The sequence below is a fragment of the Actinoallomurus vinaceus genome (assembly GCF_039542055.1).
GTDB classification, from domain to species: domain Bacteria; phylum Actinomycetota; class Actinomycetes; order Streptosporangiales; family Streptosporangiaceae; genus Actinoallomurus; species Actinoallomurus vinaceus.
Genome location: NZ_BAABHK010000018.1, coordinates 190,946 through 204,773 on the forward strand (window position 1 = coordinate 190,946; position 13,828 = coordinate 204,773).

The following is a 13,828-nucleotide window of genomic DNA, read 5'->3' on the forward strand; positions in this document are numbered from 1 at the left end:
GCGAGATCTGAGGTTCCGCCAGGGACGATTCGGACACTTCGGAAGTTTTGACGGCACCGGCTTGTAGCGTCGCCGGGCATGTCGGATGTGACGCAGTCCTACGCCTATCTCCACCGCTCCTCGCTGGCCGACGGCCGGCTCGGCCTGGAGACCTCCGGCGGCACCGCGCTGGCCGGCCCGGCGGCTCATCCCCGCTTCTTCTCCGGCTTCCTGACCGACCCGGCACCCGCCGCGGCCGGCCTGCTCGCGGTCGCCAAGGTGGCCCGGACCCGGTACTTCCTGCCGATCCAGGAGCGCGTACGCGACCCGGTGGTGACGTCCAACGGCGACCGCCTGCGCTTCGAGTCGTTCTCCGCCTGCTGCGGCGTCTACGCCCGGCTGGACCTGCTGTCCGACGCGCTCGACGGCGAGATGCACGACCGTGGCACCACGAACGTCGACGTGGGCGAGCCGCTCCGCCAGTCGCTCACCCGGGTCGGCCGCGACCCGCTGCACCTCGCGGTCGGGCCGGACGAGCTCACGGTGACCACCTTCGACGGCACCGTCGTGGAGAAGAAGGTCCCGCTGCCCCAGCGCTGGCTGCGCGGGTTCGCCGAGGTCCAGGTGATCACCGCGGGCTTCGAGCCCCGCGCCGAGCTGTCGGCGGCCGAGGCCGCACGCTTCCTGCGATCCCTCCCGAAGGGTTCGCGGGCGAGCGGCGCACAGTGGGTCGTGCCGGCGGGCCGTTCGTTGCGGCTGACCCCGCGCGCCGCTCCGGGCGCGGTCTGCCTGCCCGGCCCGCAGCGCCTCGAGGCGCTGGCTCCGCTGCTGCCGTACGCCCGCGCGCTGCGCGCGTACGGTCCGGCGGTACGGCCCGGTGACCTGCCGTGCGCGAGCGCGTGGGAACTCGACCTGCCCGGCATGCGGCTCGTCCTGACGCTCTCCCCCGAGGTCCGCCGCGGCTTCTCCGGCGAGGGCGCGGTGCTCGACGGGCTCACACGCGACGAGGCCGACGCCGACCTGGTCGGCGCGCTGCTCGCCTTCGAACCGCGAGTGGAGGTCGATCTGCTCGCCGACCGGTCCGGCCTGCCCGCCGACCGGGTGCGCCACGCGCTCACCCGGCTCGGCACCGCGGGCCGGGTGGGATTCGACCTCGCGGAGGCGGCCTACTTCCACCGCGAACTGCCGTACGACGCCGGACTCGCCGAGGCGATGAACCCGCGCCTGGCGAACGCCCGCGCGCTGATCGCCGCCGGCGAGGTTCGCCCGGACGGCGACCTGACCGTCGTGGGCGGGCAACGCGTGCGCTTCGAGAGCGACGCCGCCTCCTGCACCTGCCCGTGGTGGGCCGAGTACCGCGGCAGCCGCGGCAAGTGCAAGCACGTGCTCGCCGCCGAGATCGCCCGGAGAGGTGACACGTGACCGAGCGAAGCGAGGGAGCCAAAAAGCACAGCACCTCTGGTCACTCCTCCGACGCCGGGAGTCGGTCGGGGCCGGGAGGTCGGTCGGGGCCGGTTGGTCGGGAAGAACAGGTTGGTCGGGAAGAACAGGTTGGTCGGGCGAAGGAGGAGGCCGCATGACCGGCTGGAACGACCTGAAGCCCCTGCTCGACAAGGGCGACGTCCCCGCCGTCGCCGAGCTGGCGCGCGGACTGTCGGACGAGGAGCGGCGGCCGCTGGTCACGCCGCTGAAGGAGTACGAGCGGCGGCTGCGCCGCGACTGGCAGCTCCGGTGGTCGAACAGCGGCACCGCGGTGACCATCGCCGGCGCGGCCTGCCTGTCCGGGGCCGCCGCCCTCGCTCCCTGGCTGGCCCGCGGGCGGCTTCAGGACCACGTCCAGCCGTGGCTGGCCCCGACCGACGCCTCGCCCGTAGTAGTCGTCGCGTGGCAGAACCGGCCGGAACCGTACGACGTCGTCGGCGCGGTCATCGACATCCTGATCGGACGCGAAGCCACCTGGCTGCCGGGCCTGATCGGCCGGCTCGCCGAACGGCTGCGCATGCGGAACTGGGACGACCAGCTCTTGTGGCAGCTCGTCAACGGGCTCACCGAGCGCACCGGAATCGATCCGCCCCTCGCAGACGGTTTCGTGACCGGCTGGGTGGGAGAGCACGCGGTCAACGGTTCGGCCGTGATCGAGCAGGTCCGCCGAGATCCGCGGTGGGCGGCCGTGATCCTCCAGGCGTTCGAGGTCGAGCAGGCCGGCGGGTGGTTCGACCGGCCTCACGCCGAGGGCTGGCCCGCCACCCTCACGACGCTCACCGCCGAGGGCCTCGTCGACCGGGATACGCTCCTCGACGCGTGCCTCGGCGCGCTGCAGCGCGGCGGACGCGCCGGTGAGCTTCGCGGCTTCCTGGCCGTGCACCAGGCGGTCGCACCGACCGTGGACGAGCTCGCGGTCCGGGCCCGCGACTACGCCGCCCTGCTTCCGGACGGTCCGTCGACCGTGGCCGGCATGGCGCAGGACGCCCTCTTCCGTCTCGACGACGCCGGGCGGCTCGAGCTCGACACGCTGCTCGACGCGAGCCGGTCCGTGCTCCTGCGCCGCGAGAAGAAGCTCGTCCGCGCCCAGCTCAAACGCCTGGACGCGGTCGCCCGGCGCGGCGACGCGAGCGAGGTCGTCCGCGTGATCGCGACCGCCTTCGGGCAGGAGGCGGCGGACCTGCAGGAGCGGGCCTTGGGACTGGCGATCGAGCACGCCTCCCTCGACGTGTACGCCGAGCTGGCCGAGGCGGCGTCCGTGCTCCCCGTCGATCTCAGGGAGCGCGCCACCGAGGCCTTCGGCGGGGACCCGTCCGATCCGGCCGTCCCCGTGCCCGGCCCGCCCGCTTGGTCACCGCCGGCGCCGCCGTCGCCGATCGGCTCTCCCGGCGAGCTGGCCGAGGAGTTCTCGGTGCTGTGGGCCGGCCGCTCGGACGTCGTCGACCCGACCGCCGTCGAACGGGTGCTCGCCGCGCTGGTGGCGTTCGCCTGGGCCGACCGCGCCGCGCTGCGCGACGCGCTCGATCCGGTCATGAAGCGGTACCGCATCAGCCCAGGCCTCGCCTCTCCCCCGGAGCGTTACCGGTTCCCGAGCGAGGCCGGGGAGCTGTTGTCGGCCATCGGCGCGGCGGTGGTCCCGCCCGGTCCGCGCCGTAGGGCCAGGGAGCGGAAGTGGCGTAAAGCCGTGGACCGACGTTCGTGGGCCGGGCCGGAGCGGGTACTGGTGCTCCGGCTGCACGAGATCGCGGTCGGACTCGCGCACGATCCCCGGCCGATGCTGGTGTCCACCCCGACCACGGCCTCCGGCCTGCTCGATCCGGCCGAGCTCCTCGCCCGGCTGGAGCGCCTCGCCGCCGAGGGCCTGGAGCCATGGCCGCTCGACCTCGAACAGGCTTTGCTCCGGTTGCCTCGCGAGGTCGATGACGGCATCACGGTCCGCGCGCGGCGGATCGGCACGGCCGCGGCCACGTCCCTCGCCGACCGGCTCGCGGACGGCGGACTGCCCGCTCCCGAGGTCACACGCCATCGCCACGAGTTCAAGGCCCATCACTGGGGTGACGAGAAGTGCGTCCGGGATCTGGTGACCATGACGTCCCGTGCCCAGGACGGGACGCTGGCGACCGTCCTGACCGCGATCTACGAGGCGGACACCTGGCCGGGCTACTCCTCGTACTGGCTGTCGTGCTGGCCCGCGATGCTCCCGGCGCACCGCGACATCAGCGCCTCCCACCTGGCCGGCCACTTCGCCGCCCAGACCCGGCGCGGCAGCGGGGCCGGTCCGCTGCTGCCGGTGCTCGCCGAGGCCGACGGACCCATCGGCATCGGGATGACCCTCGCGCTCGCCTACGGCCTCGGCGCCCGCGACCGAACGGACCGTGCCTGCGCCGTCGACGCCCTCCTCATCCTCGTCGCGCGGGAGCCGCGTGTGACTGCGGCGGACGCGCCCTCGGGGAGGGCCGACGGCACGCGCGGCGGCCCGGCCGCCGACGGGCCGGACTGGTCGGCGCTCGGCAGGGAACTGGGGACGATGGCCCGCGACGGTGTGCTGTCGCTCAACCGGGTCGTGGCCGCCCTCACCGACCTGGCCCGGTCGGGAGCCTGGGCGCAGACCTGGGAGGTGATCGCCGCGGCGCTCCCGCCCGCCCTCGAGGGCCGCCCGCAGCGCCTCGCCGACCTGCTCGCCCTCGGCGTGGAGGTCGCCGGCGTCGTACGGCCCCGGGAGGGGGTTCCCGCGCTCAAGGCCGTCGCCGAACGCGGCGGTTCCAGCCGCCTCGTCGCAGAGGCGCGCCGCCTGACACACGTCCTCCCCTGACCCGGAACCACCGACGGCCGGCCGAGTCCGCTCGGGCTCGACCGGCCGCGTCTCCCACGCCGTACGTGCGTCCTGCCGTGCAGCTTTGTCGAGCTTTGGTCACCAGCGACATCCACCACGGCTACACGATCCGCCCCATATGAGACAGGAATGATGGTGTCGTGCTGATTCGCATCGAGGCGTCACAGCTGCCCGGACGGGATTGTGGACAGGCCCCCGGTTTTCCCGGTTACCGCAACATCCACGTCGGCGTGCAGCGGCGTGACCGCCCGGCTGAGCTTCTCGACCTGCACCCCGGCGACGCCCCCTCCGCGGCATGGGAGCTGGAGGTCACCACCACCGCGACCGAGACGGGGTGGGATCTTCGCGGCCCCTACGTGCAGGGTCGTCCGGGTAGCCGGTTCGTCTACCTGTCATGGGGGGCCGTGAACAGCGACGGGCATTTCGCGATGTTCCGGCGGGCGAAGCTGTGGTTCGACGCCATCGGCCTGGACGTCCTGGACGCGGCGGTGAGCAGCGGGCTGTTGGTGGCCCAATTGGGATTGACCGATGCGCGCGGCCATCCGCTGTGCGCGGCGGTCCGGCCTCCGCTGATCGAATGGTCGGCCGGCTCCTGAACTCCCGTCTGTGTCCCTATCACCGGAGATAACCCATCAGTAACGCCGAGCAGGGCAGCGGGGGTTCCGCTGCGTCCACCGCCGAGCCACGTCCCGACGCCTCGGCTCCGGCCGGGCACCCCCGGCTGCCGCGCGCGTATCTCGTCTGGCTGTCGGGCGCGCTCGCGTCGCTCGCCGGCGACTCCATGCTGTACTTCGCGCTGGGCTGGGCGGCGACCGCGCACAGCGGCGCGGTGGCGGGCCTGGTGCTCACCGCGATCAACCTGCCCCGCGTGGCGCTGCTGCTCGTGGGCGGTGCGGTCGGCGACCGGCTCGGAGCGCGTCGCGTGATGATCGCCGGTGACTCGGCGATGCTCGTCGTGTCGCTCGTGCTGGCCGCCCTGTCGTACCACTTGGGTGCCGAGCCCTGGCTGCTGATCGCCGCGGGTGTCCTGATCGGCGTCGTGGACGCCTTCTACCTGCCCGCCTCGGGGTCGATGCCACGCCGTCTCGTCGGCAACGCCCGCCTCCCCCGCGCGCTCGCGCTGCGGCAGGTCGGCGCACAGCTCATCACGATGGGGGGCGGCCCGCTGGGTGGTCTCCTGGTCGGGCTCGCGGGCCTGGCCGGGGCGGCGCTCGTCGACGCCGTCACCTTCGTTCTCGTACTCGTCGTACTGATCGTGATCAAGCCGCGTCAGGACGTACCGGCGGCCGGCACCGAGCGGAACGTCCTACGGGAGGCCGCCGACGCCGTACGCGTGGGCTTCGGCGACGCGGTGCTGCGGCCGGGGCTGCTCCTCGTGGGGACGGCGGCCGGGTTCCTCCTGCCCGTCATGCCGCTGCTGCTGCCGCTGCTCGCCCGCGACCGGCACTGGAGCGCGGGTGCCACCGGCCTCGTCGTCGGCGCCCAGGGCATCGGCATGGTCGCCGTCACGCTCGGTGTCGTACGACGCGGTCCACTGGGCCGACCTGGTCTGCTGGCCGCATGCGGTCTGATGGTGGCCGGGCTCGGCGTGCTCGCGCTCGCCCTCGCGCCAAGTTCCGCCGCGGCAATGGGCGCGGGACTGATCGTCGGGCTCGGCAACGGGCTGTTCTCCTCGCACATCGGCCCGCTGATCATGACGGTGACGCCGGAGTCCCATCTCTCCCGTATTCAGGCCCTGTTGACGCTCGTGCAGAGCCTGTCGCTCCTGGTCATGAACAACGTCCTCGGCAATGTCGCGGGCCTGGCCGGCGCTGCCCTCGCCGTCGCCGTGTGCGCGGTCGCGGTCGCCGGGACCGGGCTGCTCGCCCTTGCCTCCCGCCCGCTGCGCACCACCCGCACGGGGCTCGGCCGGCCGCGGCTCCCCTGATCAGCAGCCGATGCGGGAGGAGCCGACGGCGACGTCGTCGAACCAGAGGGTGTCCTGCGCGCCGCCGTAGCTCTCCCAGCCGAGGCGCAGGTCGGTGGGGTGCGGGCGCCAGTTCGCCCGGCTCAGCCACTGGCGGTCGACGTCCGGCGTCGGGGTGCCGTCGAGGTGGAGGCCCGCCACCTCGGTTCCGTTCAGCCAGGTGCTCATGGTGCCGTTCGTCCCGTTGACGGCGAACTCCAGGCAGGACCACTGGTTCACCGGGAGCGGCACGCTCATCGCGACTCCGGCCGGGCTCTGCTCGGGCAGCGTCGCGTCGTCGGACTCGCGGTTCCACTGCAGCGCCTGGTTCTGGCCGCCCAGCCGCAGGTGCTTGCCGCCGTCGGCCGCGTCGGTGAGGGTCGTGAAGGCGACGTGCCCGGCCGGCAGCGCCTGCGTGTGCCGGACGTAGTAGCGGACGTACACCACCGGCCCGGCCGCGGCCACGCCCGTCGTGTTGACGGCGAACGCGTGGTCGCAGTAGGTCGCGCCGCCGTCGACGCGAAGCGACGTGCTGCCGGTGTGGGCCTGGGTGTGGTCGACGGCCACGGTGCCGGTGCCCTGGCAGTCCGGGTACGACGGCTGCCAGGCGCCGGACGGCGTCGTGCCGGTCTGGCCCTCGAAGCCGTCGCAGAACGCCGCCTGCGCGCATGACGTCGGCGGCGTGGGCGTCGGGGTGGGGGTCGGCGTGGGCGTGCCGTCACCGTCGCAGCGCGCACCGTTCAGGGCGAAGTCGCCCGGGACCGCGTTCTGGCCGCTGAAGGTCCCCTGGAAGCCGAAACCCGCCGACCCTCCGGTCGCGAGCGTGCCGTTGTAGCCGCTGTCGTGGGCCGTGACGGCCTGCCCGGTCTGCGTGACCTGGGCGTTCCAGGCCGAGGTGACCTTCTGGTCCCCGGCGAACGTCCAGGTCAACGTCCAGCTCGTGACGGGCGCGGCGTTGTTGGTGACCGTGACCTGCGCGGTGAAGCCGCCCGTCCACTGGTTGAGGGAGTAGGCCACCGCGCAGGGCGGCGCGGCGGACGCCGACCCGGCCCCCGGCAGGCCGAGGGTGAGCGACACCACGAGGAGCACGGCCCCGAGCACCGCCGGGACCACCCCGTACGGCCACGAGAGACGCCGGGAAGTCGTGGGACGGGGGTTCGCTGGGCCGGTCATGGGCACTCCTCACCGGGGCGGCGCGTACGCACCAGAGTGCGAGCACCTCAACCACCCCGGCAAGGATCTTCCACGTTCTTTCACGACCGGCCGGAACGGCTCAGTGAGTGGGCTTCCAGCCGTGCAGGCGCATCAGGACGGCGGCCACGTGGGCGAAGCGCTCGCCTTCGAGGATCGCGCCCTCCCGGCGGATGTCGTCCTCGTCGAGCTCGAAGACGCGGTCCAGCCGCACGTACGAGTCACGGCCGTCACGGTCCCAGGTTCCCGAGCCCAGCTCCATCCAGTCCGGGTCGTCACCGTGGTCGCGGCTGGACAGCATCATCGCGAGCAGCCGGCGCCCGTGGCGTCCGACGACCAGCAGCGGCCGGTCCTTCCCGCGCGCCGGGTCCTCCTCGTAGGGCACCCACGCCCAGACGATCTCACCGGGGTCCGCGAGCCCGTCCAGGTCCGGGGAGTATTCCAGGGTCGCGGCCCGCTCAGGGGTGTAGATCTCACGCACCACTCCGCGGGCCGGCCGCGGGTCTTCACCGTGATCAAGCATCCGGGCAGCCTATCCGGCCGGGTCCGGCGCCGTTCCCTCGGCCAGAGAGCACGCCGGACGGTGACCGAGGCGGAGGCCGGCGATGATCTGGGCGATGTACGCGTCCTCCGCGGGTGCCTCACCGAGCAACATCTTCATGAAGACGTGGTTGAGGCAGGCACCGAGGAGGAGCTGGGCGGCCGCCGTGCAGTCGACGTCCGGCGCGATCCGTCCGAGCTCGCGCTCCCCGGCGAGGTAGCGCGCGACGGCGTCGTACGCCGCCTGCGGACCCAGGTCATGGGTCTGGAAGACCTGCCGGAGCCGCATCAGCTGGTCCGGGTTGGCGAAGACGGACACCTTCGCGGTCAGGATCCCCGTGTAGAAGCCGATGGTCGCCTGAGCGGCGGGAGCCAGGTTGTCGGTGACGTCACCTTTGCCGACCCGCGTGCCCAGGTCCTTCATGACGCGCGCGTAGACGGGCAGCCGGTCCTGCAGAAGGGCGAGGTAGAGGGTCACCGCGGACTGATCGGACGGGTCCGCGGCCGCCCGCCCATCGGAGCCGACGGCCGGGGCGCCCCGCATGATGTCCGCGGCCGCTCCGAGCACCTGATGTCGTACGGCGTCGCCATGACCGCCCGCCGGCGAAGACCACGCCGATTGATCATCGGATTCCATGACGCACAAGGATCTTGCGTAGAACCGACCCCGTCAACGCGAACGTTCCAAACAGCGCGGAGTCGCCCGGTCGTCGCAGGCCGGGTGGCGGCCGGAACCGTCCAGGCCGCTGACCTCGTGGCCCCGGGACAGCGCCTCGGCCACCACGCGGGCGCCGACGTCCCCGGTGATGCGCATGCTCACGAACTCCGTGCCGTCGTGATGGGGGTGGTCACGGTCTGCGGGCGCGGTCTGGCCGAGGTCTGGCCGGCCAGCGTGCCGCCGAAGGCGAGGGCCATGCCGAGCAGCTGCAGCGGGGTCAGGGCCTGACCGAGGGCCGCCCAGCCGATGACGGCCGCGGACAGCGGGCTGAGCAGAGCGAGGAACGACACGGAGGTGGCGGGGAGCCGGGAGATTCCGCGGAACCACAGCCAGTACGCCGTGGCCGTGCCGACCGCTCCGAGGTAGACGTAGCCGCCGACGGCGCGCCCGTCGAGGGCGGGCGGCGGGCCCTCGATGAGGAGGGTGACCGGCACGAGCAGCAGCCCGCCGGCGGTGAGCTGCCAGGCGGTGAGGGTGAGCGCGCCGACGCCCTCGGGGCGGCCCCAGCGCTTGGTGAGCACCGTGCCCGCGGACATGGACGCGGCCCCGGCGAGCCCGGCGAGCACTCCCACCACGTCGAGCCGCGCGTCGGCGCGCAGGACGACGAGGCCCACCCCGGCCAGCCCCGTGAAGGCGGCGAGCAGCCTGCGGGCGGCCGGCCGCTCGGCGAGCAGCAGGGCCGCGAAGCCGAGGGCGAAGAGAGGGCCCACCGCGCCGAGCACCGCCGCGATGCCGCCGGGCAGCCGGTAGGCGGCCAGGAAGAGCAGGGGAAAGAACGCGCCGATGTTCAGAAGGCCCAGCACCGCCGCTCGCCAGAGCCACGCGCCGCGCGGGAGGACCCGGGTGGCGGCGAGCAGTACCAGGCCGGCGGGCAGTGCCCGCATCGCCGCGGTGAACAGTGGCCGGCCGGGCGGCAGGAACTCGGTGGTGACCGCGTAGGTCGATCCCCAGGTGAGGGGGGTGAGCGCGGTGAGGGCCAGATCGCGGACGTTCGGCAGGGAGACGCCGCGCCGGGCCGTGAGGGCGACCATGAGATCACTCCTTATTAAGAATCTCAACGTTGAAATATCAGCACGACGGTATGCTCAACGTCAAGTAGATGAACGTTGAGATTGTTCGCGTTGAGAGGTGTGCCCGATGGCCGATGCGGTGGACCGGATCCTCGACCAGTGGCGGAGCGAGCGTCCCGACGTCGACGTGTGGCCCATGGGGGTCATCGGCCGGCTCAACCGGCTGTCGCGGATCCTGGACCGGGAGCTCAAGGAGTTCTTCTCCGGCCACGGCCTCGAACACTGGGAGTTCGACGTCCTGGCCACCCTCCGCAGGTCCGGCCCCCCGTACGAGCTGACGGCGGGCGCGCTCAACCGGGCCGCCATGGTGACCTCCGGCGCGATCACCAATCGGATCGACCGGCTCTCCGCCCGGGGCCTCGTCGAACGGGTTCCGGACGAGGAGGACCGGCGGTCCGTACGGGTCCGGCTGACCGACGGCGGCCGGGCGCTGGTCGACGAGGTCGTCGGCCTCCACGTCGCGAACGAGGTCCGCCTGCTCGGCGCGCTGGCCCCGGACGACCGCGACCGGCTGGCGGATCTGCTCCGCGGCCTGCTCGAGTCCCTGGGCGACACTTCCATCGATTAGGACACGTCCGGAAACCCCGGCCGCTACGGTAAAGAACCGGTAAATCGGCACCCGGCCGCCGTGACGCGCCGATCGAGCGTTCTGTCCGGGCCGGGAGACGTTTCCAAGGGGGATCAGTGAGAGTCATCCGCAGAAGCGCCTCGGCCGTCGCCCTCGCCGGGGTCCTCATGGCCGGGCTGTCCGGCTGCTTCGGGGATGACGAGAGCGGCGGATCCAAGGCGCAGGGCGGCACCGGAACGACGGCGGCCAAGGGCGGCGTGACGGTCGCGAAGGCCGACAAACCGATCGCGCAGGCGACGTTCCCCTCTCCGATCGCGGCGGGGGCCACCGTGGACCTCGCGATCCTCGGTCTGAAGGTCGACGGCAGGCTCGCCGATCTCACGATCTCGATGACCCCGCACGTGCGCGCCGCCGGCTCCGCCCAGCGGCTGACGCCCTACCTCCTCAACGGCGGCACCTCGCTCGGCGTCTTCCTGATCGACACCGTGAACCTCAAGCGCTACCTGGTCGTCAAGGACAGCTCCGGCAAGGACCTGCAGACGGACTACGTCACGACGAACCTCGCCAACGACCAGCCGGGCCAGCTGAGCTTCACGTTCGCCGCGCCACCGAAGGGCGTGGACCGGATCGACGTGCAGATCGGCAACTGGCCGACCTTCCACAACGTGCCGATCGAGCGGTGACCGGGATGCGGCGCGGTTCCCTCTTCGCAGGCGCGGCGCTCGCGCTGTTCCTGCCCGCCGCGGCGAGCGCCGGCGACGTTCCCGACGCGAACCTCCGGCAGTCCGTCCAGTCCATCTCCGTGGCGGACGGCGTACGCGACATCGACCTCGGGCACGCGGTGATCCCGCTGGAGGAGAAGGACACGTCCGGCGGGGAGGTCACCGTACGGATCAACGCGGACGTCCTGTTCGACTTCGGCAAGGCCACGCTGACCGACGTCGCGCGGCGCAGGATCGCCGAGATCGCGAAACAGATCCACGGGCCGGTGCGCGTCGCCGGGTTCACCGACGCCATCGGCTCCCCCGCGCACAACCGCACGCTCTCGAAGCAACGGGCCGAGGCCGTGCGCGCCGAGCTCGCCCGGCACGTGAAGGTGACGATCACCGCGGTCGGCTACGGCGAGGCGCGGCCGGTCGCTCCGAACCGGACGCCGGACGGCAAGGACGACCCCGTGGGCCGCGCCAAGAACCGCCGCGTGGAGATCTCCTACAAGCAGTAGGTCAGGTCGTGTCGAAGCAGCCGTCGAACTCCCACAGCGGGTTGGTCACGGTCGCGCCGTCCGCCGCGACGATCATCTGCTGGCCGTTCAGGTCCGCCGGGCCGTCGCCGTCCGCGGAGTAACAGCCGTTCGTCTGGACGTGCAGCTGGTACGACGCGGTCTCCGGAACGGCCGGTCCGACGTTGAACCAGGTCACCGTGCAGGTCCAGTCGTTGCCCGCGCCCTGGTCCGGGGTGGTCGGCCCGCCCTTGGCGCAGGCCGCCTTCGCGTGCATCGACGCCGTCGTGACCGTACGGCCCCGCAGGGACTGCTGGAGCACGTAGAGGTTGGCGAACGTCGGCGCGACGGCGATGTTCAGCCGGTCACGGGTGATGCCGGACGATCCGCAGCCGGTGGTCGCCAGCAGGACGGCCGCGAGCGCGGCGTTCGTTGCCCATCGCATGGTCTCAGCCCTCGGTGATGTCACGGCGGCGCAGCAGCGCGTGCGCGCCGACGACGCAGACGACGAAGTACACGGCGCTGACGACGACTCCCTGCGCCAGCGGCCCGGCGAACGACGGCTCGGTGAACAGGCCGTGCCAGGCCCCGAACGCCGTGGTGGGCAGCAGCATCCGGACGGCCTCCGGGGCGTTGACCAGCGACGCCAGCTGCAGCGCCAGGCCGACGACGACCGGGCCGCCGATGCCGGCCGCGCTGTTCCGGCTCGCGACCGACAGCAGCAGCCCGAAGGCGGTGAACGCCAGGACGGGCGGCAGCACCGTCGCCCAGGCGGTCAGCACCAGGGCCGTGCAGTGCCCCGGCTGCAGGAGCGTGCCGGACAGCCCGATCAGCGGCTGCCGACCCACCAGCAGCACCCCCGCGGCCAGGCTCGACAGCGCCACGAGCACGGTCATCGCCACCGCGTACGTCATGGCGGCGAGCGCCTTTCCGGTGAAGATCTGCGAACGGCTGCGGGACCTGGTCAGGATGGTCTTCCAGGTGCCGTACCGGTCCTCGCAGGAGAAGATGTCGCCCGCGACGACGCTGGTGAGGGCCGGGAGCGCCCACTGGCCGGCGAAGCCGAGCACGACGAGCGGGATCGCGAAGCCGGAGTCGTGCACCCACCGGCCGAAAAGGGTGTCCTGCGGGGTGTTGCTCTGGACGTTCAGCGCCGACACGAACAGGAACGGCGCCAGCAGGCACACGACCGCCGCGGCCTGGACCTTCAGCTGCCGGACGAGCTTGGCGAGCTCGCACCGGTAGACGACCCACGATCCACCGCGCGCGGCCGTACGGGGCTCGGGGGGTGCCGCGACCGCCGTCATCGGGTCGCCTCCTGGGGGACGCTTGCGGCCGGTTCGGCCGACTCTTCGGGTTCGTCCTCGGTGAGCGCGAAGAACAGGGCCTCGAGCGGGGAGGACTCCAGGTCGAGGCGGCGTACGGCGACGTCGGCCCGGCCGAGCGCGATGACGTATCCGTCGAGGTTGTCGCGCTGGGCGTGCACGAGCAGTTCGTCGCCCGCGACGGCGGCGGCGATCCCCGGCGCGTCGCGGGCGACCTCCAGCGCCCGCTCGTCGTCGCTCGTCGCGAGCCGGAACGCCGGGTCCGGGGCGCGCTGCCGGAGGGTGCCCATCGACCCGTCGAAGACCACCCCGCCCCTGCGCATGATCGTCACGTTGTCGCAGAGCTCCTCGACCTCGGCCATGTCGTGGCTGCTCAGCAGCACGGTGGTCCCGTCGTGGGCGAGCCTGGCGACGAGGGCGCGCATATCGCGCATCCCGGCCGGGTCCAGGCCGCTCGCCGGCTCGTCGAGGATCAGCAGGCGGGGGTCGCGCAGGAGCGCCGCCGCGATGCCGAGCCGCTGGCGCATGCCGACCGAGTAGCCGCCGACCTTCGCGCCGGCCTGCTCGCGCAGGTCGACGAGGTCGAGGGCCTCGTCGATCCGGCTCGCGGCGGCGCCGCCGTCGAGCTCGGCCAGCAGCGCCAGATTGCGGCGGCCGGAAAGGTAGGGGTAAAAGCGCGGGCTCTCGACGAATCCGGCGACCCCGTCGAGCATGCACGCGCCGAATTCGTCCCGGGTGCGGCCCAAGATGCGGATGGTGCCCGCGTCGGGCCGTACCAGGCCCATGAGCATGGTGAGCAGCGTCGTCTTTCCGGCGCCATTGGGCCCGAGCATTCCATGGACCCGGCCGGGGCCGACCACGAGGCCGACCCCGGCAACGGCCACCGTCTCCTCGAAGCGCTTGGTCAGGCCGAGCGCCTCGATCGCCGGTGAGAAGGATTGATCCATCTGTTTATCGA

General features: G+C 72.7%; 15 protein-coding genes. 7 read left to right on the plus strand and 8 right to left on the minus strand.

The window, feature by feature from the left end:
- Nucleotides 1-78 precede the first annotated feature (78 nt).
- The 4 genes from ABEA24_RS43860 to ABEA24_RS43875 all read left to right on the plus strand — a co-directional run bounded on the left by ABEA24_RS43860 (nt 79) and on the right by ABEA24_RS43875 (nt 6,221).
- Entirely contained in the window at nt 79-1,401 is a 1,323-nt protein-coding gene (locus tag ABEA24_RS43860) for an SWIM zinc finger family protein (RefSeq protein WP_345439928.1), read from the plus strand.
- A 154-nt stretch (nt 1,402-1,555) separates the two neighbouring features.
- On the plus strand, nt 1,556-4,273 hold the full coding sequence (locus ABEA24_RS43865; RefSeq protein WP_345439930.1) for a DUF6493 family protein: 2,718 nt from the start codon (nt 1,556-1,558) through the stop codon (nt 4,271-4,273).
- A 161-nt stretch (nt 4,274-4,434) separates the two neighbouring features.
- Nucleotides 4,435-4,890 carry a DUF5990 family protein gene (locus tag ABEA24_RS43870; protein WP_345439932.1) on the plus strand — a complete coding sequence of 152 codons (456 nt, stop codon included), beginning with the start codon at nt 4,435-4,437 and terminating at the stop codon, nt 4,888-4,890.
- 149 nt (nt 4,891-5,039) lie between these two features.
- Nucleotides 5,040-6,221, plus strand: coding sequence for an MFS transporter (locus tag ABEA24_RS43875; protein ID WP_345439996.1), 1,182 nt, complete (start codon nt 5,040-5,042; stop codon nt 6,219-6,221).
- On the opposite strand, the gene ABEA24_RS43880 is transcribed toward ABEA24_RS43875, so the two are convergent.
- The 5 genes from ABEA24_RS43880 to ABEA24_RS43900 form a co-directional block, all read right to left on the minus strand.
- Nucleotides 6,222-7,412, minus strand: a complete 1,191-nt coding sequence (locus ABEA24_RS43880) for a cellulose-binding domain-containing protein (protein WP_345439934.1) — start codon at nt 7,410-7,412, stop codon at nt 6,222-6,224.
- A gap of 100 nt (nt 7,413-7,512) precedes the next feature.
- Nucleotides 7,513-7,953 carry a type II toxin-antitoxin system PemK/MazF family toxin gene (locus tag ABEA24_RS43885; RefSeq protein ID WP_345439936.1) on the minus strand — a complete coding sequence of 147 codons (441 nt, stop codon included), beginning with the start codon at nt 7,951-7,953 and terminating at the stop codon, nt 7,513-7,515.
- A 9-nt stretch (nt 7,954-7,962) separates the two neighbouring features.
- A complete protein-coding gene (locus ABEA24_RS43890; protein WP_345439938.1) occupies nt 7,963-8,607 on the minus strand; it encodes a TetR/AcrR family transcriptional regulator C-terminal domain-containing protein in 645 nt (214 codons plus the stop codon).
- Between the two features lie 33 nt (nt 8,608-8,640).
- Nucleotides 8,641-8,790: a hypothetical protein gene (locus ABEA24_RS43895; RefSeq protein WP_345439940.1), complete on the minus strand. Its 150-nt coding sequence runs from the start codon at nt 8,788-8,790 to the stop codon at nt 8,641-8,643.
- Entirely contained in the window at nt 8,787-9,719 is a 933-nt protein-coding gene (locus ABEA24_RS43900) for an EamA family transporter (RefSeq protein ID WP_345439942.1), read from the minus strand. The genes ABEA24_RS43895 and ABEA24_RS43900 overlap by 4 nt, the downstream gene beginning before the upstream one ends.
- A 106-nt stretch (nt 9,720-9,825) precedes the next feature.
- Here ABEA24_RS43900 and ABEA24_RS43905 point away from each other — a divergent pair, with 106 nt between their 5' ends.
- The 3 genes from ABEA24_RS43905 to ABEA24_RS43915 all read left to right on the plus strand — a co-directional run bounded on the left by ABEA24_RS43905 (nt 9,826) and on the right by ABEA24_RS43915 (nt 11,548).
- Nucleotides 9,826-10,326, plus strand: coding sequence for a MarR family winged helix-turn-helix transcriptional regulator (locus ABEA24_RS43905; protein ID WP_345439944.1), 501 nt, complete (start codon nt 9,826-9,828; stop codon nt 10,324-10,326).
- Between the two features lie 116 nt (nt 10,327-10,442).
- Nucleotides 10,443-11,009: a hypothetical protein gene (locus ABEA24_RS43910; protein ID WP_345439946.1), complete on the plus strand. Its 567-nt coding sequence runs from the start codon at nt 10,443-10,445 to the stop codon at nt 11,007-11,009.
- 5 nt (nt 11,010-11,014) lie between these two features.
- A complete protein-coding gene (locus tag ABEA24_RS43915; RefSeq protein ID WP_345439948.1) occupies nt 11,015-11,548 on the plus strand; it encodes an OmpA family protein in 534 nt (177 codons plus the stop codon).
- Between the two features lies 1 nt (nt 11,549).
- On the opposite strand, the gene ABEA24_RS43920 is transcribed toward ABEA24_RS43915, so the two are convergent.
- From ABEA24_RS43920 to ABEA24_RS43930, 3 genes are read right to left on the minus strand one after another with little or no spacing between them, the layout of a single operon-like run.
- Nucleotides 11,550-11,990 carry a hypothetical protein gene (locus ABEA24_RS43920; RefSeq protein ID WP_345439950.1) on the minus strand — a complete coding sequence of 147 codons (441 nt, stop codon included), beginning with the start codon at nt 11,988-11,990 and terminating at the stop codon, nt 11,550-11,552.
- A 4-nt stretch (nt 11,991-11,994) separates the two neighbouring features.
- Nucleotides 11,995-12,852, minus strand: coding sequence for an ABC transporter permease (locus ABEA24_RS43925; protein WP_345439952.1), 858 nt, complete (start codon nt 12,850-12,852; stop codon nt 11,995-11,997).
- Nucleotides 12,849-13,817: an ABC transporter ATP-binding protein gene (locus ABEA24_RS43930; RefSeq protein ID WP_345439954.1), complete on the minus strand. Its 969-nt coding sequence runs from the start codon at nt 13,815-13,817 to the stop codon at nt 12,849-12,851. The genes ABEA24_RS43925 and ABEA24_RS43930 overlap by 4 nt, the downstream gene beginning before the upstream one ends.
- Between the last annotated feature and the right edge of the window lie 11 nt (nt 13,818-13,828).